Raw genomic sequence first — 22,919 nt, forward strand, 5'->3', positions numbered from 1 at the left:
TTTTTTCTCTTCAACCGACCGGGTTGTTTGTGAAGTGATTCACATCCGCCGTGTCGATGGAGGCGCATTATAGGGAGTTCCCGAGCGACCGCAACCGAAAAGTTGCAAAAAAATGACTGACTGCTGCATTCCCCAGCAAAACCCCGCCTTATACCCTTTTATGCACAAAGTTATCCACAATCATGAACAGATCCCGACGCGATCCTACGAATTGAACGGGAAGATCAACTATACTAGCGGCAAATACTCTCCTCTGTGCAGGCTCACCCTCATGACCATACAACGCCTCGCCCGCGACTGGCGTCTCCCTACAGCAGGGGTGATGCTGCTGGCAATCCTCTTTGCCGGTTTTACCCTGCATACGCACTGGAATGCCTTTATCCAGTGGTGTCTTGCCACACAAATTACGCTGCACCGCTATCTGGTGATGTATTTGCTGCAGCTTAATAACCACCAGTACAGCGGCGGATTATGGCTGTTAACGGGCGCTTTCCTTTATGGCGTTCTCCACGCCATTGGTCCCGGGCACGGAAAGTTCATCGTGACGACCTACCTGACTACTAATAAGGAAAGCGAGCTGGCTGCCCGGGTCGTCCCTTTCCTGGGTAGCCTGATGCAGGGCGTCAGCGCCATTCTGTTTGTCTTTATTCTGGCGGTGGGGTTTAACCTCGCCTCAGGGGATATCAGCACCAGCCGCTGGTACGTGGAGAAGATAAGCGCAGTGCTGATTGGCGCATTTGGTGCATTCGTCATTTACCAGGCGCTGAAGAGCCTGCGCCCGCGCAGGATGACTATCTCCACCATCAAGCCCCTTCATCAGCATGATGAACATTGTGGCTGCGGCCACCACGGCGTGGGGGCAGACCTGACGCAGGGCGACTGGAAAACGCGACTGGGCGTCATTCTGGCGATAGGCGCACGTCCGTGCAGCGGGGCGATCATGATTCTGATGTTCTCGAATGCGCTGGGGATTGTCACCTGGGGAGTGGCCGCGGTCATGACCATGTCTCTGGGAACTGCGCTTTCTATTGTGGGACTTTCGCTGGCAGTTCGTTATGCCCGCGAGCGCACGGTGACCTGGTTCGGAGAAAGCGCCTCATTAAGATGGCTGGTGCCGGCAGTCAAAATAGCCGGAGGGATAGTCCTGATCCTGTTCGCGACAGTCCTTTTCCTGACGGTGATACCCATCAGCGCCAATGGCGACTACATCGCTGCCGGATGCTAATAAAAGAAAACCCGCCAGCGGCGGGTTTTTTATTACTCGTTGATGCGTGGATGCTGGTCCACCAGTCGGGAGCGTTTTTTCTGCAGCTCTTCAATCTCTGCGTCGATATCCTCAATCTTCTGCTCTACGTTATCGTAGTGCTCGCGCAGGATCTCTTTCGCTTCCTGGATGTCAGACGCCGCAGGCGTCGCACCTTTCAGAGGACGGTTCGCCGTCTCCTTCATGGTAATACCCGTAATCAAACCAATCACCGCAATCACCATCAGGTAATAAGCCGGCATCATCAGGTTCTGCGTGCTCTCCACCAGCGAAGCGGCAAGCGTCGGGGTCAGACCGGCAATCAGCACCGAGATGTTAAAGGCCGCGGCCAGCGCGCTGTAGCGAATGTGCGTTGGGAACATCGCGGGCAACGTTGAGGCCATCACCCCGATAAAGCAGTTAAGGATCACCGCCAGCAGCAGCAGACCGGCAAAAATCAGCCCCAGCACATTACTGTTAATCAGAATAAATGCCGGGATTGCCAAAGCAAACAGCGCAACGCTTCCCAGGATAATGAACGGTCGACGACCAAAACGGTCACTCAACAGGCCCATAATCGGCTGCACAAACAGCATACCCACCATGATGGCGATAATAATCAGCACACCGTGATCTTCCGAGTAGTGCAGGTTATGCGACAGGTAGCTCGGCATGTAGGTCAACAGCATGTAGTAGGTGACGTTAGTCGAAATCACCAGACCAATACAGGTCAGCAGGCTGCGCCAGTGCTTAGTGGCAATTTCTTTGAACGACACCTTCGGACCATCCTGCAGCCCTTCGCGGTCACCCTGTTCCAGTTTCTCAACGTGCTGCTGGAACGCAGGCGTCTCTTCAAGCGCATGGCGCAGGTACAGGCCAATAATGCCCAGCGGCAGTGCGAGGAAGAACGGGATACGCCAGCCCCAGTCGAGGAAGTTATCTTCACCCACCACGGTTGAAATCAGAACCACCACGCCCGCGCCCATGACAAACCCGGCAATCGAGCCGAAGTCCAGCCAGCTGCCCATAAAACCGCGCTTACGGTCCGGAGAGTATTCTGCAACGAAGATCGAGGCACCGGTATATTCCCCACCCACCGAGAAGCCCTGAGCCATCTTACAAATCAGCAGCAGAATCGGTGCCCAAATGCCGATGGTGGCGTAAGAAGGTATAAGGCCGATACAGAATGTACTGATCGACATAATGACGATGGTGATGGCAAGGATCTTCTGGCGACCATATTTATCGCCGAGCATACCGAAAAACAGACCGCCCAGCGGACGAATCAGGAAGGGAACGGAGAACGTACCCAGTGCGGCAATCATCTGCAGGCTGGGATCGGCCCCAGGGAAAAATACTTTACCTAACGCATAGGCTACAAAGCCGTAGACACCAAAATCGAACCATTCCATCGCATTACCGAGCGAGGCTGCGGTAATCGCTTTACGCAGTTTTGCGTCATCAATAATGGTGACGTCGCGAAGCGTAATGGGTTTAATCTTTTTCCTTCTTAGCATAGCTATCCTCGTTGACTCGGCCCTGTCTGTTTCACAGTCCAGTTTGCGTTCTGTGAACCATGGGATCCGCTCCATGCGAATCACCTTATTCAAGCGTAGCAGGTTTACTTACATTGACGTTTTACGTCGATACAACCGAACCTGTTGACGCCTGTCTGGGCAGTTAATGACCTTTTTACCCTACCAGCGTTTATATTTGTGATCAACTTCACACATATTTTTGTGGCTGGTCAACTCAGTTCAGTTTTTGTCAACGCGCACCAATAAGTACTTCCTGACTCCACCTAAAGAACATCCTCACACGCGTCATTGTTTCCTACTTAACAAAAAAAGAAACCACGTTACTTCACATCAGATTTACATAAATTTTCATCATCAGGAACCGGCCCAAAGTTTTACAGTGAATATGTGACAAAGATAACTAAAACGGTGTTTTATTTTCATTGAATCGTTATTCCAATGATCGCATCATAAATCCGAATAAGGCGTTTTCGTTGTTTTCGAATGAGGTTGATCGGGAGCACACATTTAATTTTGTTGCAGGGCCAGCGAAAAAAGATCGCAAGCAACAAGAGCAATTACTTGAATTTATTGACTAATTTTTAACACCTATCACCCGTCCAGCGGGATCCGATGTGAGGTTTGTCTATGAAGATTAAAGCCACGATAGAACGCATACCCGGCGGTATGATGCTGGTACCGCTGGTACTTGGCGCCATCCTGAATACTCTTGCTCCCGATACCGGGGCTTATTTTGGTGGTTTCACAAAAGGAATGATAACGGGCACTGTTCCCATTCTGGCGGTCTGGTTTTTTTGTATCGGAGCATCCATTAATTTGCGGGCAACGGGTACCGTATTACGGAAATCCGGAACGCTGGTGATAACCAAAATAGCGGTTGCCTGGGCTGTAGCGATGATATGCGCGATGTTCATTCCGGAGAATGGAATTCAGACCGGGTTCTTCGCGGGTTTATCGGTGCTGGCGATTGTTTCGGCGATGGATATGACCAACGGCGGGCTGTACGCCAGCCTGATGAACCAGTACGGGACGAAGGAAGAGTCCGGCGCATTCGTGCTGATGTCCCTGGAGTCCGGCCCGCTGATGACGATGCTGATCCTGGGATCTGCCGGGCTGGCATCTTTTGAACCACACCACTTTGTCGGCGCGATCCTGCCCTTCCTGATCGGTTTCGCCCTGGGCAATCTGGATCACGACCTGCGTGATTTCTTCAGCAAAGCCACGCCAGTGCTGATCCCGTTCTTCGGCTTCGCCCTGGGGAACACCATCAACCTGAAGGTCATTCTTGATACCGGCCTGCTGGGCATTATGCTGGGTGTCACCGTTATCATTATCACCGGAATTCCACTGATTATCGCCGACCGCGTAATCGGGGGAGGAAACGGCACGGCGGGCGTCGCCGCCTCTTCAGCCGCGGGCGCTGCCGTCGCCAACCCGGTGATTATTGCCCAGATTAACCCGGCCTTCGAACCGGTGGCGGCTTCAGCGACGGCACTGGTTGCCGCCAGCGTGATTGTCACCGCGATTCTGGTGCCCATCATCACGGCACTGTATGCGAAACGCTACGGGAATATGCAAGAGACCCTGCCAGAACCGAAACCAATAGAAATGAATCATTAACACACCGCACCATCCCCTCTCCCCCCTCCGGGGAGAGGGTTAGGGTGAGGGGTAAGGGATTCACCCAAAAATCTCTTCCACCATCCCGTCCACCAGCCGTTTTGCCGAGCAGAGCCTCGGCATCCCCAGCGCGACGGTCTGCCAGTTTTGCGTCACCGACCAGCTCACCGGATGTTTATCCGCCTGACACCAGTCCCCCAGCCAGCCCAGCATATCTTTATGATCGATCAACCCCGGAGAAGCCGGGGTTGTCAGCCACTGGTGATAGAAATGGCGGGTAGCGGGTGATGCATTGATGCCCTGTGCCAGATAGTTTGCCGCCATGCTGCGCAGGTTATCCTTGAGCATGGCCGCCACATCATCATTCGCGAGACGGCAGGCATCGCCAAATGGCCCCCAGCGCAGCTCTTCCAGGACGATAAAACAGCGCCCGGCAAGCGACCAGCTATCGTAATGACCGGCCCGCCAGCGGGTAAAAATCTGCTCGCTGTGCTCACCCGCCTGCACCGTTAGCCCGCGCTGGGTCAGCGCTTTTTCTTTATAAGCTGCGCGTTGGGTAAAATGAGAAGAGAGTTCAGCGTACTGCTGCGTCAGACCCGGAGGCTGCTGGGCGCGCGGGTGAGTCTGCTGGCGCAGCGCAATCAGCTTCTCCGCCATCAGCGTCAGCGCGAGATGACCCGGGTCAAGCATGCCGGCCAGTTTTTCCGCCAGCCCCAGGCGCAGCGCCGTATTTTCATTGAGCATTCCCGCCATCGCCCAGGGGCGCAGACGGGTATGGGTCATGATTTCATGAGTCAGACGCTCACGAAACTGCAGCTGTTGTGGTCCCAGGTGGGGATGACGCGCCGCGTCTATCCCCTGCACCAGATCGACCATAAATTTTGGATTAATACACTCCAGCGTTCGCCCGGGGCCGTCCAGTAGTTGTGTTGTCATGGTTGCTCTGCCGCGAATAGAGTTTGAATATCATCGCGTAACAGTCGGGTATCTTCCTGTATCCACGTCGCAGTCGTGATACTTTGCTTCAACAACTGGCAGAGCGCTCGGGTTGAATGCTCATTCTGTTGACGCACTGCGAGGCTATCACGCAAGCTTTCCTGTAAACCGGTCAGGCACAGCGAAAATTCTGCAAAGAACGTTGCCATCCCTGCCGTAACAGAGACATCGACCTGCGCGGACAAAGCTTTACGTATTTGTTCACAAAACTGTTCAATATGTTGCTTAAATTTGTCATGTAGCTGCGCAATGTCGATAACATAGCGCGTGCGCGTTTCCACATAATCATCCCAGCCCCAGCCAGGATTATTGAGCCATCGAGAGACCGTTTCACGCATGCTGCCCCCGCCAGAAGGCTGGGCAGCCTGGCTGTCATCTTCCGCAATCGCATCGTTAAACAGCGCCCGCGTGTTGAAGTTAAGCTGGCTCGCCTGAAAGGCCGGGAAGCTGATCCGCGCGCGAAAACCCGCATGGCTCAGATGCTCTTTGATTCGCGTCTCAATGGGGCGCATGGCTTCATTCAGGGAACGCGCCAGCGTAGACTCCAGCTGATCGAAGCGTAGCGCCAGCTCGCGGGCGATCTTCGTCTGCGCGTCCAGCATGATAAGCTCGCAGGAGGCGCGAATTTTACTCAGCGCAATCTGCGCCTGCCCTTCATCGTCCAGAACCAGCTGCTTCAGCGCTTGCGGCTCGTCATCGCGGCGGTTCAGCCGATCGATGCCTGCCAAATCAAGAATATGGTGCGCGCTGAACACATCGCCAATCGCCTGGTGAAGCGCCGTTTTTTGGGACACCATAAAGTCCGCGGTGGCGTTCAGCGCCTCCTCAACCTCATGTTTCACCTCATCGCTCACCACGCTCTGGCGCGTCTGGAGAAGCGTCATGTCCTCTTCCAGACGTGCGATGTTCAGCTCCAGCGCCTCAAAGGCCACCGTCAGTCCCTGATAGCGGAAGTCGAGATATTCTCGGGCATTTTGCGCGTAGTTGAGCAGCTTATGCGAAGCCGAACGCAGAGCGAACAGCGAGGCGTTGGCATAGGCGGCGTAAATCAGCTTGCGGATCGGTTGTTCAAATAGCGAATCTTCCCAGAGAAGATCGGCCGAATGACGAACATGGTCGATATCGTCCAGGTCCGCCGTACGCCAGCGACGCCCAAGCGCGGCCTCGGCAAAATCCTGCACCCACGGTTGCTCCTGATGATCCGGCAGCTGTCCGTGCGTACTCATCTCGTAGCGAGCGCGGTTCGCCAGATACGCCCACATGGACGAAACGGGGTAGATCTGGCCGGGCGAGATATTGCCTTTCATTAAGGTGCCGGAGATCATCGCCCTGATCTGTTCTTCATCGTCGCTATTGCGATCTTTCTGATCGAATTTATTGACCAGCGCATACAGCGGCACGGATTTTCCCGCCGCGGAAATAGCCTGGCGGACCTCTTCATCCGAAATGGATTTAAGCTGGGTATAATCCATCACCGCCAGCACCGCCGACGCGCGGGAGAGCTGCTCGCTGAGCATTTTTTGCAGATGCGGTTGTCCGGCCTCGTTGGGCCCGGGCGTATCGAGCAGCGTCAGCTGCCCGAGGTGAGCATCCAGGCCCGCAAGATGCACGAACTCCACCTCAATCACCGGAATATGTTCGATAGCCGCATATTCAGAGAACGGAAACTCGACGCCTAACGCCTGGGAGAGCCTCACCAGGTCGTTGAGGCTTTTCAGACAATGAAATATGGGCTGCGCCCCCAGGTGATGCTTCTCGAACGCTTCCCCTTTTTCAATACGCTCCAGCAGGGTATTCATGTCTTTATCAATTTCAAGCCGCTGGGCCAGTATCCCGCGATCGTAATCGCAAAGCTTTTTCTGCAGCAGCTGGATCAATTCATCAATGGGCGAGGCATGGGAGAAATGCAGCACCGGATCCTTCTGGCCCGGCGTATGGCGAATCAGCGTCGGTAACGCCGTCATCGGACGATTGCGGTTCGGCAACACTTCGGTCCCTACAATCGCATTAATGGTGGTCGATTTCCCCGCTTTCATGGTGCCAACAATAGCCAGGACCATTTCCAGCCGGGTTATTTTCCGTAATTCATTATTCAGCATCGCCTGCTGCGCTTCGACACCGCGTGCGCTAAAATGCAAAGGTAAAACGTTATTCTTTTCACCCGTAATGGCAGCTGTTGTGCTTTCCAGCATCGCCGTCGGCATTGATTTCAACGTATCAAGATTTTGCAGGGAAAGCTGTAACAAACGCTCAGCTTCCTGGCTTAATTCAAAAATGGTCTGTGTGTGCATGATAAAAGCCTTTCCTTAACGCAAATTTATTACTTTTATTAAGCCACTGGTATTAATTATGTTGTTCAGGCTTATATGATCACGTGTGGAAAACATGTTCGCCGAAATATAACTGATTGAAGATAATCAGAAATAATTCACTATCCTTGCATGGCGTGTAGAGATCTTCTCCTGGCCTGATAGCCAAAAGAAAAAAGCGTAGCCCATTTTTAAGAAACTTCAGGATATATCCTCATTATTTACCCACCTAAAAAGAGAGGTAATGCACCCCTGCCATAAGATATGTATGGCAGCGAAGTCCGGAGATAAATAACAATGTGTCGCTTCACCTTATCCGAAATGGAGGTGCGTAGCAATTTGCGGCAATAAAATATTCTATATATTTCGCGTCATTTCTTCCCACCGTGTTAATGACGTAAGCATCGCTTAACTGACTGACAGGAAGTGTCACTCCCAATACGTTTTTAGCATTTTTTTTAATTCACAATATCACCGACAACCGTGTGGATTTGCGCTATACTTGCCGCCTTTTTCGGCACCCTGCCGTCATTTAGCTGGCACTTTCCAGCCCGTTTACACTTTTTGAGGATACCGATATGCAACTCCCACACTGCCCGAAATGCAATTCTGAATACACCTATGAAGATAATGGCATGTTCATCTGCCCGGAATGCGCTCACGAATGGAATGATGCCGAGCCAGCGCACGATGCTGACGCACTCGTCGTAAAAGATGCGAACGGCAATCTGCTTGCAGACGGCGACAGCGTTACCGTCATTAAAGATCTGAAGGTTAAAGGCAGCTCTTCTATGCTGAAGATCGGCACCAAAGTGAAGAACATCCGTCTCGTTGAAGGCGATCATAATATCGACTGCAAAATTGACGGCTTTGGTCCGATGAAGCTGAAATCTGAGTTTGTGAAAAAGAACTGATTGACCTGCCCGGTGGCGCTTCGCTTACCGGGCCACCCGCAACTACACTTAATGGGCTTTTCTTACGTGAGGTAAAGATTATGCCGTTAAGTCCCTACATCTCTTTCGCCGGCAACTGTGCAGAAGCCACTTCTTTCTACCAGCAAGCCGTCGGCGCAGAGCTTCTCTATAAAATTACCTTCGGCGAAATGCCAAAAAGCGATAACAGCGAGGAAGGCTGTCCGTCCGGTATGCAATTTCCGGATTCGGCTATCGCTCACTCCAACGTCCGCATTGCGGGCAGCGATATTATGATGAGTGATGGGCTGCCGCCGGGCAGCAAAGCGCAGTACGCCGGCTTTACGCTGGTGCTTGACACCCAGGACGTGGCGGAAGGCAAGCGCTGGTTCGACAACCTTGCCGCAGGCGGCAATGTCGAAATGGCCTGGCAGGAGACCTTCTGGGCACACGGTTTCGGTAAAGTCACCGACAAATACGGCGTGCCGTGGATGATTAACGTCGTGAAGCAACAGCATTAATCTTCTGGCGGAGGGCTGTCTGCCTCCGCCTGTCATCAAACTCCGCTCAACTCTTCAAACTCCCGCAACCTGCACTTAACCCAAATGTCACATTGATGCGCCAGCATGAGGCCACATTTATCGTGAGGCCCAGCACATGCAAACTGTCATCCGCGTCGAGAAACTGAGCAAGACCTTTCATCACAACAAGGCTCTGCATGCCGTTGATCTCACCGTCCGGCAGGGCGAAATGGTGGCGCTACTGGGGCCATCCGGTTCTGGTAAATCCACCCTTCTGCGCCATTTAAGCGGGCTTATCACCTGCGATAAAACGCCGGAAAGCCACGTCGAGCTGCTGGGCAATACGGTGCAGCGCGCGGGGCGTCTGGCGAGCGATATCCGCAAGAGCCGTGCCCAGACGGGCTACATCTTCCAGCAGTTCAACCTGGTGAACCGCCTGACGGTGCTGGAGAACGTGCTGATTGGCGCGCTCGGCAGCACCCCGTTCTGGCGCACCTGTCTGCGCTGGTTCTCTCCTTCCCAGAAGCAGGAAGCCTTACAGGCGCTAACCCGCGTCGGTATGGCGCATTTCGCCCACCAGCGCGTGTCCACCCTGTCCGGTGGGCAACAGCAGCGCGTCGCCATTGCCCGCGCCCTGATGCAGAAAGCGCAAATCATTCTCGCTGACGAACCCATCGCCTCGCTGGACCCGGAGTCCGCCCGCATTGTGATGGAGACCCTGCACGACATTAACCAGAAAGACGGCATCACCGTGGTGGTCACGCTGCATCAGGTGGATTACGCCCTGCGCTACTGCGAGCGCATCGTCGCCCTGCGTCAGGGGCATGTGTTCTTTGATGGCGCGAGCCATCAGTTTGATAACGACCGTTTTGACCATCTCTACCGCAGCATTAACCGCGTCGAAGAGAACGCGCAGGCTGCTTAATTAAACCCGATCCGAGGAAAGTACATGAGCTACAAAGCCGTTGCCGCGCTGGCCTTTACCAGCATGTTCAGCATCAGCACCCTGTTAAGCCCGGCGTACGCGGAAGAGCAGGAAAAAGCGCTGAACTTTGGCATTATTTCGACGGAATCACAGCAGAACCTGAAACCTCAGTGGGAACCGTTCCTGAAAGATATGGAAACCAAACTGGGGATCAAAGTGAACGCCTTCTTCGCCCCGGACTACGCGGGCATTATCCAGGGGATGCGCTTCAACAAAGTGGACATCGCCTGGTACGGTAACCTCTCCGCTATGGAAGCGGTGGACCGCGCGAACGGCCAGGTCTTTGCCCAGACCGTTGCGGCAGATGGCTCCCCGGGCTACTGGAGCGTGCTGATCGTGAACAAAGACAGCCCGATCAACAACCTCAGTGACATGCTTGCCAAACGCAAAGAGCTGACCTTTGGCAACGGCGATCCCAACTCAACTTCTGGTTACCTTGTCCCTGGCTACTACGTCTTCGCCAAAAACAACGCCTCCGCCAGCGACTTCAAGCGCACGGTGAACGCCAGCCACGAAACCAACGCCCTGGCCGTGGCCAACAAGCAGGTGGATGTCGCCACCAACAACACCGAAAACCTCGACAAGCTGAAGACCTCCGCGCCGGACAAGCTGAAAGAGATCAAGGTTATCTGGAAATCCCCGCTGATCCCCGGCGACCCGATTGTGTGGCGTAAAAATCTGTCTGAAAGCACCAAGGATAAGGTGTACGACTTCTTTATGACCTATGGCAAAACGCCGGAAGAGAAAGCGGTTCTGGAACGTCTGGGTTGGGCACCGTTCCGTCCGTCCAGCGACCTGCAGCTGGTGCCGATTCGCCAGCTGGCGCTGTTTAAAGAGATGCAGGGCGTGAAGGACAACAAGGGACTGAAGGACGAGGAGAAGACCAGCAAAGTGGCCACCATTCAGGCCCAGCTGGAAGACCTTGACCGTCTGACCGCCGCGCTCGGCGCGATGACCAGCGTGAATAAAGCGGTGCAGTAACTTAAGTCCCCTCTCCCTTGAGGGAGAGGGTTAGGGTGAGGGGGAAATGCGCACGCTGATGCCCTCACCCCGGCCCTCTCCCACAGGGAGAGGGAGAACAGATTAAGGAGCCAACATGCAAACCATCACCCTCCCGCCGCCGAAGCGCAGCTGGTTCTCGCTAATAAGCTGGGCCATCCTGCTGGCGGTGCTGGTTATCTCCTGGAAGGGCGCGGAAATGGATCCGCTGCTGCTCTTCAAAGACGCGGGCAATATGGCGACCTTCGCCGCCGATTTCTTCCCGCCGGACTTCAGCCAGTGGCAAGACTACCTCAGCGAAATGGCGGTCACCCTGCAAATCGCCGTCTGGGGCACCGCCTTGGCCGTCATCCTCTCCATTCCGTTTGGCCTGATGAGCGCGGAAAACATCGTTCCGTGGTGGATTTATCAGCCGATGCGTCGCCTGATGGACGCCTGCCGCGCCATTAACGAAATGGTGTTCGCGATGCTGTTCGTGGTGGCCGTCGGCCTCGGTCCGTTCGCGGGCGTCATGGCGCTGTTCATTCACACCACCGGCGTGCTCTCCAAGCTGCTTTCCGAAGCCGTGGAAGCCATTGAACCCGGCCCGGTCGAAGGTATTCGCGCCACCGGAGCCAACAAAATTGAAGAGATCCTTTACGGCGTCTTGCCCCAGGTCATGCCGCTGCTGATCTCCTATTCGCTCTACCGCTTCGAATCTAACGTCCGTTCCGCCACCGTGGTCGGCATGGTGGGCGCAGGCGGGATTGGCGTCACCCTGTGGGAAGCGATTCGCGGTTTCCAGTTCCAGCAAACCTGCGCCCTGATGGTGCTCATCATCGTCACCGTCAGCCTGCTGGATTTCCTCTCTCAACGTTTGCGTAAGCACTTCATCTGAGAAGCGAGGCTTTGTTTTCTATGCACTTATCCAGACATCCGACCAGTTACCCCACCCGCTGGCAAGAGATTGCGGCAAAGCTCGAAGTGGAGCTGCGCACGCACTACCGCTGCGGAGACTACCTGCCCGCTGAACAACAGCTTGCCGACCGCTACGAAGTGAACCGCCACACCCTGCGCCGCGCCATTGACCAACTGGTCGAGCGCGGCTGGGTGCAGCGCCGCCAGGGCGTGGGCGTGCTGGTGCTGATGCGCCCGTTTGACTACCCGCTAAACGCCCAGGCGCGCTTTAGCCAGAATCTGCTGGACCAGGGCAGCCACCCGACCAGTGAAAAGCTGCTCTCGGTATTGCGCCCGGCCTCCAGCCACGTGGCGGACGCGCTGGGCATTCAGGAGGGCGATAACGTCATTCACCTGCGCACGTTGCGCCGGGTCAACGGCGTCGCGGTTTGTCAGATAGACCACTACTTCGCGGACCTCGCCCTCTGGCCCGTGCTCCAGCATTTCTCCAGCGGATCGCTGCATGATTTTCTTCAGGGCGCGACAGGCATTGCGCTCAAGCGTACCCAGACGCGCATCAGCGCCCGTCGCGCGCAGGCGAAAGAGAGCAAGGTTCTCGAAATCCCCAATATGGCCCCGCTGCTCTGCGTACGCACCCTCAACCACCGTGACGGCGACGTCAACGCAACGGAATACTCCGTCAGCCTGACCCGCGCCGACATGATCGAATTCACCATGGAGCACTGAATGCATTTCGACACCGCCACCCGACAGCGCTGGATGCGCGTGCTGGCCCACAGCCAGCCTGCTGCGCTCTCTGGCCGCATGAGCGCCCTTAGCCTGGCGCCCGAATACGACACCCTCCGCGCCCCGGAGATCGGCCTCGTTCAGATCCAGGCCCGCATGGGCGGCACCGGCGCGCGCTTCTTCGCCGGCGATGCCACCCTCACCCGCGCAGCGATCCGCCTGAACAGCGGCACGCTGGGTTACAGCTACGTGCTGGGGCGCGATAAAGCGCACGCCGAGCGCTGCGCGGTGATCGACGCGCTTTTACAGGAACAACCGCATTTCCAGACCCTGATGGAAACCCTTATTGCCCCGCTGGAAGCCGACCGCGCCGCGCGCATTGCCGCACGTCAGGCCGAAGTGAATCCCAGCCGGGTCGACTTCTTTACGCTCGTTCGCGGAGACAACGCATGACGCTTCAACCTGCTTTTACCCTGGCTGTCCAGGATGCCCAACAAAGTTTTCGTCGCCTGCTGAAGGCGATGAGCGAGCCGGGTGCGATCGTCTCGCTGCACCAGCTCTCTCAGGGCTGGCTGCCGCTCAATCTGGCGACCACCAGCGTACTGCTGACCCTGGCCGACAACGACACGCCTGTTTGGCTTTCAGGCGCATTATCCAACGATATCGCCAGCCAGAACCTGCGTTTTCACACCAGCGCCCCGCTGGTCGATCAGCCCCAGCAGGCAATCTTTGCCGTGGCCGATGAGCAAATCAGCCATGAGCAGCTTAACGCCCTGAGTGAAGGCAGCGCCGTCGCCCCGGAGACCAGCGCCACTCTGATTTTGCAGGTTTCAAGCCTGAGCGGCGGCCGCATGCTGCGTCTGACCGGCGCAGGCATCGCCGAAGAACGCATGGTCGCGCCGCAGCTGCCGGAGTGCATCATTCACGAGCTGACCGAGCGTCCGCACCCGTTCCCGCTGGGCATTGACCTGATCCTGACCTGCGGCGAGCGTCTGCTGGCGATCCCGCGGACCACCCACGTGGAGGTGTGCTGATGTACGTTGCCGTCAAAGGGGGCGAAAAAGCGATCGTCGCCGCCCATGCGCTGCAGGAGCACAGACGACGGGGCGATGAACGGCTTCCCGAGCTGAGCGTCGCCCAGATTGAGCAGCAGCTAAACCTCGCCGTCGATCGGGTAATGACCGAAGGCGGTATCGCCGACCGCGAGCTGGCGGCGCTGGCCCTGAAGCAGGCCAGCGGCGATAACGTCGAAGCCATCTTCCTGCTGCGCGCCTACCGCACCACGCTTGCCAAACTGGCGGTGAGCGAGCCGGTCAATACGGCAGAGATGCGCTTAGAACGCCGTATTTCAGCGGTGTACAAAGATATTCCCGGCGGCCAGCGGCTGGGTCCTACCTATGACTATACCCATCGCCTGCTGGATTTCACTCTGCTGGCGAACGGCGAAAGACCGCCGCTCAGCACCTCTGACGCCGAACAAGAACCGTCTCCCCATGTCTTCAGCCTGCTGGCGAAACAGGGTCTGGCGAAGGCGGAAGAGGACTCCGGCGCGCAGCCGGATGACGTCACCCGCACGCCGCCGGTTTACCCGTGCTCTCGCTCGTCGCGCCTGCAGCAGCTGATGCGCGGCGACGAAGGCTATCTGCTTGCGCTGGCCTACTCCACCCAGCGCGGCTACGGGCGCAACCACCCGTTTGCGGCCGAGATTCGAAGCGGCTATATCGACGTTGAAATCGTGCCGGAAGAGCTGGGTTTTGCGGTGAACGTCGGCGAACTGCTGATGACCGAGTGTGAAATGGTGAACGGTTTTGTCGCGCCCGAAAATGAAGACCCGCACTTTACCCGCGGCTACGGGCTGGTGTTTGGCCTCGGCGAGCGTAAAGCCATGGCAATGGCGCTGGTCGACCGCGCCCTGCAGGCGCCGGACTACGGCGAGCACATTGCAGGCCCGGCGCAGGACGAAGAGTTTGTGCTGGCCCATGCAGATAACGTTGAGGCCGCAGGCTTCGTCTCGCACCTCAAGCTGCCGCACTACGTCGATTTCCAGGCAGAACTGGAACTGCTGAAACGCCTGCAACGGGAGCGCAAACATGGCTAACTTAAGCGGCTACAACTTTGCCTATCTGGACGAGCAAACCAAACGCATGATCCGCCGCGCCATACTCAAAGCGGTCGCCATTCCGGGCTATCAGGTTCCGTTCGGCGGCCGCGAAATGCCGATGCCCTACGGCTGGGGCACGGGCGGTATCCAGCTCACCGCCAGCGTGATCGGCGAGTCTGACGTGCTGAAGGTCATCGACCAGGGCGCCGACGACACCACCAACGCCGTGTCGATCCGCAGCTTCTTCCAGCGCGTAACCGGCGTAAACACCACTGAAAAAACCGAAGACGCGACGCTGATCCAGACCCGCCACCGCATTCCGGAAACCCCGCTCAGCGAAGATCAGATTTTGATTTTCCAAGTGCCCATCCCGGAGCCGCTGCGCTTTATCGAGCCGCGCGAAACGGAAACCCGCACCATGCACGCGCTGGAAGAGTACGGCGTGATGCAGGTGAAGCTGTATGAGGATATCGCCCGCTTCGGCCATATCGCCACCACCTACGCCTACCCGGTGAAGGTCAACGGGCGCTACGTCATGGACCCGTCGCCAATCCCGAAGTTCGACAACCCGAAGATGGACATGATGCCTGCCCTGCAGCTGTTCGGCGCCGGGCGTGAAAAACGCATTTACGCCGTCCCGCCCTACACGCGTGTCGAAAGCCTGGATTTCGACGATCACCCGTTTACGGTGCAGGAGTGGGACGAGCCGTGCGCCATCTGCGGATCCAAACACAGCTATCTGGATGAAGTGGTGCTGGACGACACGGGCAAACGGATGTTTGTCTGCTCCGACACCGATTATTGCCGCCAACAGAGCGAGGCGAACAGCCAATGAAACCGCTGCTTTCGGTTAACAACCTGACCCACCTCTATGCGCCGGGCAAAGGCTTCAGCGACGTGTCGTTCGAACTCTGGCCGGGGGAAGTGCTGGGCATTGTCGGCGAGTCCGGCTCCGGCAAAACCACGCTGCTGAAGTCCATCTCCGCGCGCCTGGCACCGCATAACGGTGAGATTTTGTATGAGGGCGCCTCCCTCTATGGCATGAGCGAGGCCGAACGCCGCCGCCTGCTGCGCACCAAGTGGGGCGTGGTCTATCAGCACCCGATGGACGGCCTGCGCCGTCAGGTGTCGGCGGGGGGCAACATCGGCGAACGGCTGATGGCCACCGGCGCGCGCCACTACGGCAACATCCGCGCCACGGCGCAGCGCTGGCTGGAGGAAGTTGAAATCCCCGCGTCGCGCATCGACGACCTGCCCACCACCTTTTCCGGCGGCATGCAGCAGCGCCTGCAGATCGCCCGCAACCTGGTCACCCACCCGAAGCTGGTGTTTATGGATGAACCCACCGGCGGGCTGGACGTCTCCGTGCAGGCGCGCCTGCTCGACCTGCTGCGCGGCCTGGTGGTGGAACTGAACCTGGCGGTTGTGATTGTCACCCATGATTTAGGCGTTGCGCGCCTGCTGGCGGACCGTCTGCTGGTGATGAAGCAGGGCCAGGTGGTGGAAAGTGGGCTAACCGACCGCGTGCTCGACGATCCTCACCATCCGTACACCCAGCTGCTGGTGTCGTCCGTGTTGCAGAATTGAGGGCGCTGTCGCCGGGTGGCGCTGCGCTTACCCGGCCTACGAACACCGCACCTGTAGGCCGGGTAAGGCGAAGCCGCCACCCGGCAAAACGAATCGCGAGGCCAACATGATCCACGTACAAAACGTCAGTAAAACCTTCGTACTCCACCAGCAAAACGGCGTGCGCCTGCCGGTGCTGCAAAATGCCTCTCTGGAGGTCAGCAAGGGCGAATGCGTAGTGCTGCACGGCCACTCCGGCAGCGGAAAATCCACCCTGCTGCGCTCCCTGTACGCCAACTACCTGCCCGACGAAGGCCATATCCATATTCGCCACAATGATGAGTGGGTCGATCTGGTACAGGCTCCGGCGCGTAAGGTGCTGGACGTGCGCCGCTCGACGATCGGCTGGGTGAGCCAGTTTCTGCGGGTGATCCCGCGGATCTCCGCGCTCGACGTGGTGATGCAGCCGCTGCTGGATCTCGGCGTGCCGCGTGAAGCCTGCGCCGCCAAAGCCGCCAGCCTTCTGACGCGCCTCAACGTGCCGGAGCGCCTGTGGCACCTTGCCCCGTCGACCTTTTCCGGCGGCGAACAGCAGCGCGTCAACATCGCCCGCGGCTTTATCGTCGACTACCCGATATTGCTTCTGGATGAGCCCACCGCCTCGCTCGACGATAAAAACAGCGCGGCCGTGGTAGAGCTGATCGAGCAGGCCAAAGCGCGCGGCGCGGCGATCGTCGGGATCTTCCACGACGAAAGCGTTCGCACCCGCGTCGCGGACAGACTGCACCCGATGGGGACAAACGCATGATTATCAATAACGTCAAGCTGGTGCTGGAAAACGAAGTCGTCGACGGTTCGGTTGAAATCCAGGACGGCGTCATCCGCGCATTCGCAGAAACCCAGAGCCGTACCCCTGAAGCGATGGACGGTGAAGGCGGCTGGCTGCTGCCGGGGCTGATTGAACTGCATACCGATAATCTCGACAAATTCTTCACGCCGCGCCCGAAGGTGGACTGGCCCGCGCATTCAGCCATGAGCAGCCACGACGCGCTGATGGTCGCCAGCGGCATTACCACCGTGCTGGACGCGGTGGCGATTGGCGACGTGCGCGACGGCGGCGATCGGCTGGAAAACCTGGAGAAGATGATCAACGCCGTGGAAGAGACGCAAAAGCGCGGCCTCAACCGCGCCGAGCACCGCCTGCATCTGCGCTGCGAACTGCCGCACCACACGACCCTCCCGCTGTTTGAAAAACTGGTCGGCCGTGAGCCGGTCTCGCTGGTCTCCCTGATGGACCACTCGCCGGGCCAGCGCCAGTTCGCCAATATTGAGAAGTATCGCGAATACTATCAGGGCAAATATTCTCTCAGCGATGCGGAGATGGCGCGCTACGAAGAGGAGCAGCTTCAGCTTGCGGCGCGGTGGTCGCAGCCGAACCGTCTCGCGATTGCAGCGATGTGCCGGGACCGCAACATCGCGCTGGCCAGCCATGACGACGCCACGCACGCTCATGTGCTTGAATCCCACCAGCTTGGCAGCGCGATCGCCGAATTTCCCACCACCTTTGAAGCGGCTGAAGCCTCCCGTAAACACGGCATGAACGTTCTAATGGGCGCGCCAAATATCGTGCGCGGCGGCTCGCACTCCGGCAACGTGGCGGCAAGCACGCTCGCCTCGCTTGGCCTGCTGGATATCCTCTCCTCCGACTACTACCCTGCCAGCCTGCTGGACGCTGCATTCCGGGTGGCGGACGACGAGGGCAACCGCTTCACCTTGCCGCAGGCGATTCGCCTGGTGACGAAAAACCCGGCCTCGGCGCTTAATCTGCAGGATCGCGGCGAGATAGCCGAAGGTAAACGCGCGGATCTGGTGCTCGCCCACCGCAAGGGCGAACACGTTCATATCGACCACGTCTGGCGTCAGGGAAAAAGGGTGTTCTGATGGGAAGACTCATCTGGTTAATGGGGCCGTCCGGCTCCGGTAAGGACAGCCTGCTGTCCGCCTTACGACAGCGGGAACACCCGCAGCTTCTGGTGGCGCACCGCTATATTACCCGCGCGGCCAACGCCGGAAGTGAAAACCATATCGCCCTGAACGAGCAGGAGTTTTTCACCCGCGCCGGGCAAAACCTGCTGGCGCTGAGCTGGCACGCCAACGGCTACTACTACGGGATCGGCATTGAGATCGATCTGTGGCTGCATGCAGGGTTCGACGTGCTGGTCAACGGCTCGCGCGCGCATCTTCCTCAGGCGCGCGCCCGCTACGGGGCGGCCCTGCTGCCGGTCTGCCTGCAGGTTTCGCCGGACGTCCTGCGCAGCCGCCTGCTGAGCCGGGGGCGTGAGTCAGCCCGTGAAATAGACCAGCGGCTTGCGCGTGCGGCGCGTTATACCCCGTCAGACTGTCACATCCTCAATAACGACGGAAGTTTGCTACAGTCAGTCGATACCTTTTTATCGCTTATCCGTCAGAAGGAGAACCAGCATGCCTGACTGCACGCTTCGCCCCGCCACCGCGGACGATGCGCAAATCGTTTACGCGTTAATCTGCGAGTTAAAGCAGGCCGAGTTCGATCGCCAGGCGTTTCACGCGGGGTATCTTGCCAACCTGCAGGATCGCAACATGCGCTACCAGCTTGCAGAGATGAACGGGCAGGCCATCGGCATGATCGGCCTGCACCTGCAGTTTCACCTCCATCACGCGCGCTGGATCGGCGAGATCCAGGAGCTGGTGGTGATGCCGCAGGCGCGCGGGTTAAAGGTGGGAAGCCAGCTGCTGGCCTGGGCGGAAGGGGTGGCACGAGAGTCCGACGCGGAGATGACCGAACTTTCCACCAGCGTGAAGCGCACCGACGCGCACCGTTTTTACGTTCGTGAAGGGTATACGCAGAGCCATTTCCGATTCACCAAACCGCTGTAGAGGTGCCTTATGAGTCTGACCATCATGCTGACAGGAACCGGAGGCGCCCAGCTGGTGCCGGTCTTTGGCTGCGACTGCGCAGCGTGTCGCCGGGCGCGCCTGCAGGATAACTATCGCCGTCGCCCGTGCAGCGCGGTGGTTAAATTCAACGATGCCGTCACCCTGCTGGATGCCGGCATCCCGCACCTGATGGACGACTGGCCCGCCGGCAGCTTTCAGCAGTTTTTGCTCACGCATTACCATATGGATCACGTTCAGGGGCTGTTCCCCCTGCGCTGGGGCGTTGGCGCGACAATTCCGGTTTACGGCCCGCCGGATGACGCGGGCTGTGACGACCTGTTTAAACATCCGGGGATCCTCGACTTCAGCCACACGGTCGAACCGTTTGTGATGTTTGAACTTCAGGGGCTGCGGGTCACGCCGCTGCCGCTCAACCATTCGAAACTGACCTTCGGGTATTTGCTGGAATCGGCCCACAGCCGCGTGGCCTGGCTTTCCGACACCGCCGGGCTGCCGGAAAAGACGGTGAAGTTTCTGCTCAACAACCAGCCGCAGACCATCATCATCGACTGCAGTCATGAACCGCGCGACGAGACGCCGCGAAACCATTGCGACTTAAATACCGTGATGGCGCTAAACGAGGTGATTGGCTGCCCGCAGGTGATCCTGACGCACATCAGCCATCAGTTTGACGCGTGGATGATGGATAATCCGCTGCCGGAGGGGATTGAGGCGGGGTATGACGGGATGGTGCTGGTACTCGACTGAGTTTTGCCGGGTGGCGGCTGCGCCTTACCCGGCCTACGGTCCAGGGTTTGGTAGGCCTGCGTAAGCGAAGCGCCACCAGGCTTTAGCCTCGATCGTAATCGTCTTCTAACCGCCGCTCATCCTCTTCCAGGCGACGTCTGTCATCGTCCAGCTGACGCTGACGCTCGTCCAGACGGCGGCGTCTGTCTTCGAGCTGCCGACGACGATCGTCGTACTGTCGGCTGTCGATTTGACGGCTGCGGTCATAACGATCGTCATCGTCATCGCTGCTGCGGCTGCTGCTGGGGTTATAGGCATCGTTGATCGCCTGCTGAATGTTGCCAATAGCATCATCAACAATATCGGCATGAGCCAGCTGGCTGGTGAGTGACAGCAGACCAAATAACAGAGCAGTTGAGTAACGTTTCATAAGGCCAGACTCGCAGGTGAACTGGCCTTACGATAATGAACGGCGGGGAACCGGGGTAGCGGAGGAATCTCAAATTACCATTACCTTCCGCAGCGCCTGCGCCAGCTGCACCCGCGTAAACGGCTTACGCAGTAACTGAACGTCCGGCAGCTGCGGGTTGTGCGTGGGGCGTAAATCCTGGCCGCTTATCAGCAGCACTGGCAGCTGCGGATAATGGCTGCGCACATGGTTAATCACCTCGGCCCCGCTCAGGCTTCCGGGCAACATCAGGTCGCTGATAAACATGCCAATATCCGGCGACGCCGCCAGCATGCTCAGCGCCTGCTCGCCGTTGTCTGCTTCCAGCGTCAGGTAGCCAAGCTGGTGCAGCTGCTCGCACAGGGTCTGCCGAACATCGGCTTCATCTTCCAGCACCAGCACCAGCCGCTCGCTATCGACTGAGGCGGCGGCAGACTGCGTTTCATCAACTGCAGCGGCGGGCAGCGTCGAGCGCGGGAGGTGAAGCCGCACGGTCGTCCCCTGCCCCGGTGCGCTTTCGATCTCCACGCGGCCGCCAGACTGACGCACAAAACCGTAGACCATCGACAGGCCCAGCCCACTTCCGCTTCCGGTCTGTTTGGTGGTGAAGAACGGTTCAAAGACGCGGGATTTCACCTCCTGCGACATCCCGCTCCCGCGGTCAATGACTTCCAGCGCCACCATGTCCTGCCTGCGTCCGTCGCTGCGGGTAACGCGCTGGTTCCAGGTGCGGATTTTTATCACCCCGCTTTGTCCTTCCATCGCATCGCGGGCGTTCATCACCAGGTTAATGATGGCGTTTTCCAGCTGGCTGACGTCTATCCAGGCGGGCCACGCCGGGGATTGCGCTTCAATCTCCAGGGTCAGGGTGGCAGGCAAAGAGTGGCGCATCAGCTCCCGGAGGTTCTCCAGCAGCGGCAGCATGTCTACCGCATGCGGCGTCAGGGATTGCTTACGGGAAAACGCCAGCAGGCGCTGCGTCAGTAAGGCGCCACGCTCGGCGGCCTTCAGCGCCCGAGTGATGCGCGGCGCGTCTTTTGATTCAGGATCGGTAAGCTCAAGGCTGCCGATGATCACCGCCAGCAGGTTATTAAAATCATGCGCCAGCCCGCCCGTCAGCTGTCCGACGGCCTTCATTTTCTGGCTGTGCAGGAGCGCCTCTTCCAGCCCCTGACGCTCAATGCGGTCGATCTCCATCTGCGTGGTTTTCTCTTTCAGCAGGCGCGTGGTGTGCTCAAGCGAGGCGGTGTTGCGGGCAAACACGTTAAACGCGCGCGCCAGCTCGCCCAGCTCATCGCGCCGCTGCAGGGCGGGGACGGAGACATCCTGTTCACCGTGAGCAAGGCGCGACATCGCCCTGGAAATCGCCGTCAGGTTGGAGGCCAGATTGCGGTAGATATACCAGCAGGCGCACCCGGTGATGATCAGCGCCAGCGCGGCGAAGATGGTGATAAACACGCTGATGGATTGCAGTTCGTGATGGCTCTGGGCCGTGCGAAGCCTGGAGGCCTGCGCCACCTGCTCAACGTACTGATTGATATCGCCGTTGAGGATCGCCACCAGCGCCTTGATGTGGAACATATACCAGCTTATCGCCAGATCGCTCTCTTCCAGCTGCTTCGACAGCGGGGCGAGCTTGCCTAACTCGGCATTAAAATCAGGCAGAACCCCCTTCACGATCGGCTGTACGGCACTCCGGGGCAGCGCTGCGGTCACCGCGTCCAGCTGCTGAACGGTCGCGCGCGGCGAAGGGGTGTCGATGGCGGCAGCGATCAGCCGGTCCATTTCCATCAGTTGCTGCGCGTCCGGAACATTGCTGCCATAGCGGCGATTAATGTCCTGCAGATGCCGCAGGAAGCTCTGGCTTTGATATAGCGAACTGAGCAGCGCGTTACGCTCCAGATGGCGTCGCTGCCCGCGCTCAAGCATCTCCGTCACGCTCTGCTGCAGCTCATGGCTACGCTGAATAATCCGCGCCACCAGCGCCGGCTCCTGCTGCGCCAGCGGCGCATCGGCAAGCTGCTCCAGCGAGTGGCGCAGCGCCATTTGCGTCTGCTTCAGCCTCTCGGCTTCGCCTTTGTACTCCAGCGCCCCGACGACCTGCGAGAGCCGCACCGCCGCCGTCGCCACGCTGGCGGTATCGCGGGCCAGGTTCATGCTGCCGGTCATGTCATCCAGCGTTTGCTGCTGCACCTGCTCCTGGATTTGGCTGGCATGACGAAAGCCGAGCACCGCCACGCCGCTCACCATCAGCGTAACGGCAACCACCAGCAGATTGAAAATCAGCAGGCGGCCTCGTGCGCTGGCGAAGAACGGAGGGCGTGATGGCATGGGTTCGGGCTCCTCTGCGGTTTGGTGCCCTCACCCTGGCCCTCTCCCACAGGGAGAGGGAAAAG

The 22,919-nt window shown here is 58.1% G+C and carries 23 protein-coding genes; 18 read left to right on the forward strand and 5 right to left on the reverse strand.

The features are described 5' to 3' along the window. Positions 1–271 precede the first annotated feature (271 nt). Positions 272–1,225, forward strand: a complete 954-nt coding sequence (locus tag AC3WOK_RS21670) for a nickel/cobalt transporter (protein ID WP_492355098.1) — start codon at positions 272–274, stop codon at positions 1,223–1,225. Positions 1,226–1,257: 32 nt separating this feature from the next. On the opposite strand, the gene proP is transcribed toward AC3WOK_RS21670, so the two are convergent. After that, the gene (proP, locus tag AC3WOK_RS21675) at positions 1,258–2,760 is read right to left on the reverse strand and encodes a glycine betaine/L-proline transporter ProP (protein WP_047345547.1); all 1,503 of its coding nucleotides are present in this window, start codon (positions 2,758–2,760) and stop codon (positions 1,258–1,260) included. Between the two features lie 648 nt (positions 2,761–3,408). Between proP and kdgT the strand changes: the two genes are divergently transcribed. Then, positions 3,409–4,401, forward strand: coding sequence for a 2-keto-3-deoxygluconate transporter (kdgT, locus tag AC3WOK_RS21680; protein ID WP_447854977.1), 993 nt, complete (start codon positions 3,409–3,411; stop codon positions 4,399–4,401). A 60-nt stretch (positions 4,402–4,461) separates the two neighbouring features. On the opposite strand, the gene AC3WOK_RS21685 is transcribed toward kdgT, so the two are convergent. After that, positions 4,462–5,337: a diguanylate cyclase regulator RdcB family protein gene (locus tag AC3WOK_RS21685; RefSeq protein ID WP_447854976.1), complete on the reverse strand. Its 876-nt coding sequence runs from the start codon at positions 5,335–5,337 to the stop codon at positions 4,462–4,464. Continuing rightward, complete coding sequence (gene crfC / locus AC3WOK_RS21690; RefSeq protein WP_447854975.1) at positions 5,334–7,688, reverse strand: clamp-binding protein CrfC; 2,355 nt, start codon at positions 7,686–7,688, stop codon at positions 5,334–5,336. The genes AC3WOK_RS21685 and crfC overlap by 4 nt, the downstream gene beginning before the upstream one ends. Before the next feature lie 596 nt (positions 7,689–8,284). Between crfC and AC3WOK_RS21695 the strand changes: the two genes are divergently transcribed. The 16 genes from AC3WOK_RS21695 (at position 8,285) to phnP (ending at position 20,096) form a co-directional block, all read left to right on the forward strand. Beyond that, positions 8,285–8,620, forward strand: coding sequence for a zinc ribbon domain-containing protein YjdM (locus AC3WOK_RS21695; RefSeq protein ID WP_047345551.1), 336 nt, complete (start codon positions 8,285–8,287; stop codon positions 8,618–8,620). An 80-nt stretch (positions 8,621–8,700) separates the two neighbouring features. Further along, positions 8,701–9,138 (forward strand): VOC family metalloprotein YjdN, encoded by a 438-nt coding sequence (gene yjdN / locus AC3WOK_RS21700; protein ID WP_059312906.1) that lies wholly within the window; start codon positions 8,701–8,703, stop codon positions 9,136–9,138. A 136-nt stretch (positions 9,139–9,274) separates the two neighbouring features. Further along, the gene (gene phnC, locus AC3WOK_RS21705; protein ID WP_047345553.1) at positions 9,275–10,063 is read left to right on the forward strand and encodes a phosphonate ABC transporter ATP-binding protein; all 789 of its coding nucleotides are present in this window, start codon (positions 9,275–9,277) and stop codon (positions 10,061–10,063) included. Between the two features lie 24 nt (positions 10,064–10,087). After that, positions 10,088–11,104, forward strand: a complete 1,017-nt coding sequence (gene phnD / locus AC3WOK_RS21710) for a phosphonate ABC transporter substrate-binding protein (RefSeq protein ID WP_063429867.1) — start codon at positions 10,088–10,090, stop codon at positions 11,102–11,104. A gap of 115 nt (positions 11,105–11,219) precedes the next feature. Further along, on the forward strand, positions 11,220–11,999 hold the full coding sequence (gene phnE / locus AC3WOK_RS21715) for a phosphonate ABC transporter, permease protein PhnE (protein WP_021242916.1): 780 nt from the start codon (positions 11,220–11,222) through the stop codon (positions 11,997–11,999). A gap of 20 nt (positions 12,000–12,019) precedes the next feature. Continuing rightward, a complete protein-coding gene (gene phnF, locus AC3WOK_RS21720; protein WP_047345556.1) occupies positions 12,020–12,745 on the forward strand; it encodes a phosphonate metabolism transcriptional regulator PhnF in 726 nt (241 codons plus the stop codon). After that, positions 12,746–13,198 (forward strand): phosphonate C-P lyase system protein PhnG, encoded by a 453-nt coding sequence (gene phnG / locus AC3WOK_RS21725; protein WP_492355099.1) that lies wholly within the window; start codon positions 12,746–12,748, stop codon positions 13,196–13,198. After that, complete coding sequence (gene phnH / locus AC3WOK_RS21730; protein ID WP_059312910.1) at positions 13,195–13,779, forward strand: phosphonate C-P lyase system protein PhnH; 585 nt, start codon at positions 13,195–13,197, stop codon at positions 13,777–13,779. Before phnG ends, phnH begins: the two co-directional genes overlap by 4 nt. Continuing rightward, on the forward strand, positions 13,779–14,843 hold the full coding sequence (locus tag AC3WOK_RS21735) for a carbon-phosphorus lyase complex subunit (protein WP_447854970.1): 1,065 nt from the start codon (positions 13,779–13,781) through the stop codon (positions 14,841–14,843). The genes phnH and AC3WOK_RS21735 overlap by 1 nt, the downstream gene beginning before the upstream one ends. Further along, positions 14,836–15,681 (forward strand): alpha-D-ribose 1-methylphosphonate 5-phosphate C-P-lyase PhnJ, encoded by an 846-nt coding sequence (gene phnJ / locus AC3WOK_RS21740; RefSeq protein WP_492355100.1) that lies wholly within the window; start codon positions 14,836–14,838, stop codon positions 15,679–15,681. The genes AC3WOK_RS21735 and phnJ overlap by 8 nt, the downstream gene beginning before the upstream one ends. Further along, positions 15,678–16,433 (forward strand): phosphonate C-P lyase system protein PhnK, encoded by a 756-nt coding sequence (gene phnK, locus AC3WOK_RS21745; RefSeq protein WP_492355101.1) that lies wholly within the window; start codon positions 15,678–15,680, stop codon positions 16,431–16,433. Before phnJ ends, phnK begins: the two co-directional genes overlap by 4 nt. Positions 16,434–16,539: 106 nt before the next feature. After that, entirely contained in the window at positions 16,540–17,220 is a 681-nt protein-coding gene (gene phnL / locus AC3WOK_RS21750) for a phosphonate C-P lyase system protein PhnL (RefSeq protein ID WP_492355102.1), read from the forward strand. Continuing rightward, complete coding sequence (gene phnM, locus AC3WOK_RS21755; protein ID WP_492355103.1) at positions 17,217–18,353, forward strand: alpha-D-ribose 1-methylphosphonate 5-triphosphate diphosphatase; 1,137 nt, start codon at positions 17,217–17,219, stop codon at positions 18,351–18,353. The genes phnL and phnM overlap by 4 nt, the downstream gene beginning before the upstream one ends. Next, positions 18,350–18,901 carry a ribose 1,5-bisphosphokinase gene (gene phnN, locus AC3WOK_RS21760; RefSeq protein WP_123138641.1) on the forward strand — a complete coding sequence of 184 codons (552 nt, stop codon included), beginning with the start codon at positions 18,350–18,352 and terminating at the stop codon, positions 18,899–18,901. The genes phnM and phnN overlap by 4 nt, the downstream gene beginning before the upstream one ends. Beyond that, the gene (gene phnO / locus AC3WOK_RS21765; RefSeq protein WP_059312917.1) at positions 18,894–19,328 is read left to right on the forward strand and encodes an aminoalkylphosphonate N-acetyltransferase; all 435 of its coding nucleotides are present in this window, start codon (positions 18,894–18,896) and stop codon (positions 19,326–19,328) included. Before phnN ends, phnO begins: the two co-directional genes overlap by 8 nt. Positions 19,329–19,337: 9 nt before the next feature. Beyond that, on the forward strand, positions 19,338–20,096 hold the full coding sequence (phnP, locus tag AC3WOK_RS21770) for a phosphonate metabolism protein PhnP (RefSeq protein ID WP_492355104.1): 759 nt from the start codon (positions 19,338–19,340) through the stop codon (positions 20,094–20,096). A gap of 82 nt (positions 20,097–20,178) precedes the next feature. Here the strand turns inward: phnP and yjdP are convergent, their stop codons facing one another. Together yjdP and AC3WOK_RS21780 are read right to left on the reverse strand one after the other, a co-directional pair. Next, on the reverse strand, positions 20,179–20,505 hold the full coding sequence (gene yjdP / locus AC3WOK_RS21775; protein WP_047345567.1) for a DDRRRQL repeat protein YjdP: 327 nt from the start codon (positions 20,503–20,505) through the stop codon (positions 20,179–20,181). Between the two features lie 69 nt (positions 20,506–20,574). Then, entirely contained in the window at positions 20,575–22,854 is a 2,280-nt protein-coding gene (locus AC3WOK_RS21780) for an ATP-binding protein (RefSeq protein WP_492355105.1), read from the reverse strand. Positions 22,855–22,919 lie beyond the last annotated feature (65 nt).

This window comes from Enterobacter sp. FW301-JW81 (genome assembly GCF_058788735.1).

What these genes read in the sequence shown, in the direction of transcription:
- AC3WOK_RS21670 (WP_492355098.1), top strand. Translation starts at nt 272, where the DNA reads ATGACCATACAACGCCTCGCCCGCGACTGGCGTCTCCCTACAGCAGGG.
- proP (WP_047345547.1), bottom strand. Translation starts at nt 2,760, where the DNA reads ATGCTAAGAAGGAAAAAGATTAAACCCATTACGCTTCGCGACGTCACC.
- kdgT (WP_447854977.1), top strand. Translation starts at nt 3,409, where the DNA reads ATGAAGATTAAAGCCACGATAGAACGCATACCCGGCGGTATGATGCTG.
- AC3WOK_RS21685 (WP_447854976.1), bottom strand. Translation starts at nt 5,337, where the DNA reads ATGACAACACAACTACTGGACGGCCCCGGGCGAACGCTGGAGTGTATT.
- crfC (WP_447854975.1), bottom strand. Translation starts at nt 7,688, where the DNA reads ATGCACACACAGACCATTTTTGAATTAAGCCAGGAAGCTGAGCGTTTG.
- AC3WOK_RS21695 (WP_047345551.1), top strand. Translation starts at nt 8,285, where the DNA reads ATGCAACTCCCACACTGCCCGAAATGCAATTCTGAATACACCTATGAA.
- yjdN (WP_059312906.1), top strand. Translation starts at nt 8,701, where the DNA reads ATGCCGTTAAGTCCCTACATCTCTTTCGCCGGCAACTGTGCAGAAGCC.
- phnC (WP_047345553.1), top strand. Translation starts at nt 9,275, where the DNA reads ATGCAAACTGTCATCCGCGTCGAGAAACTGAGCAAGACCTTTCATCAC.
- phnD (WP_063429867.1), top strand. Translation starts at nt 10,088, where the DNA reads ATGAGCTACAAAGCCGTTGCCGCGCTGGCCTTTACCAGCATGTTCAGC.
- phnE (WP_021242916.1), top strand. Translation starts at nt 11,220, where the DNA reads ATGCAAACCATCACCCTCCCGCCGCCGAAGCGCAGCTGGTTCTCGCTA.
- phnF (WP_047345556.1), top strand. Translation starts at nt 12,020, where the DNA reads ATGCACTTATCCAGACATCCGACCAGTTACCCCACCCGCTGGCAAGAG.
- phnG (WP_492355099.1), top strand. Translation starts at nt 12,746, where the DNA reads ATGCATTTCGACACCGCCACCCGACAGCGCTGGATGCGCGTGCTGGCC.
- phnH (WP_059312910.1), top strand. Translation starts at nt 13,195, where the DNA reads ATGACGCTTCAACCTGCTTTTACCCTGGCTGTCCAGGATGCCCAACAA.
- AC3WOK_RS21735 (WP_447854970.1), top strand. Translation starts at nt 13,779, where the DNA reads ATGTACGTTGCCGTCAAAGGGGGCGAAAAAGCGATCGTCGCCGCCCAT.
- phnJ (WP_492355100.1), top strand. Translation starts at nt 14,836, where the DNA reads ATGGCTAACTTAAGCGGCTACAACTTTGCCTATCTGGACGAGCAAACC.
- phnK (WP_492355101.1), top strand. Translation starts at nt 15,678, where the DNA reads ATGAAACCGCTGCTTTCGGTTAACAACCTGACCCACCTCTATGCGCCG.
- phnL (WP_492355102.1), top strand. Translation starts at nt 16,540, where the DNA reads ATGATCCACGTACAAAACGTCAGTAAAACCTTCGTACTCCACCAGCAA.
- phnM (WP_492355103.1), top strand. Translation starts at nt 17,217, where the DNA reads ATGATTATCAATAACGTCAAGCTGGTGCTGGAAAACGAAGTCGTCGAC.
- phnO (WP_059312917.1), top strand. Translation starts at nt 18,894, where the DNA reads ATGCCTGACTGCACGCTTCGCCCCGCCACCGCGGACGATGCGCAAATC.
- phnP (WP_492355104.1), top strand. Translation starts at nt 19,338, where the DNA reads ATGAGTCTGACCATCATGCTGACAGGAACCGGAGGCGCCCAGCTGGTG.
- yjdP (WP_047345567.1), bottom strand. Translation starts at nt 20,505, where the DNA reads ATGAAACGTTACTCAACTGCTCTGTTATTTGGTCTGCTGTCACTCACC.
- AC3WOK_RS21780 (WP_492355105.1), bottom strand. Translation starts at nt 22,854, where the DNA reads ATGCCATCACGCCCTCCGTTCTTCGCCAGCGCACGAGGCCGCCTGCTG.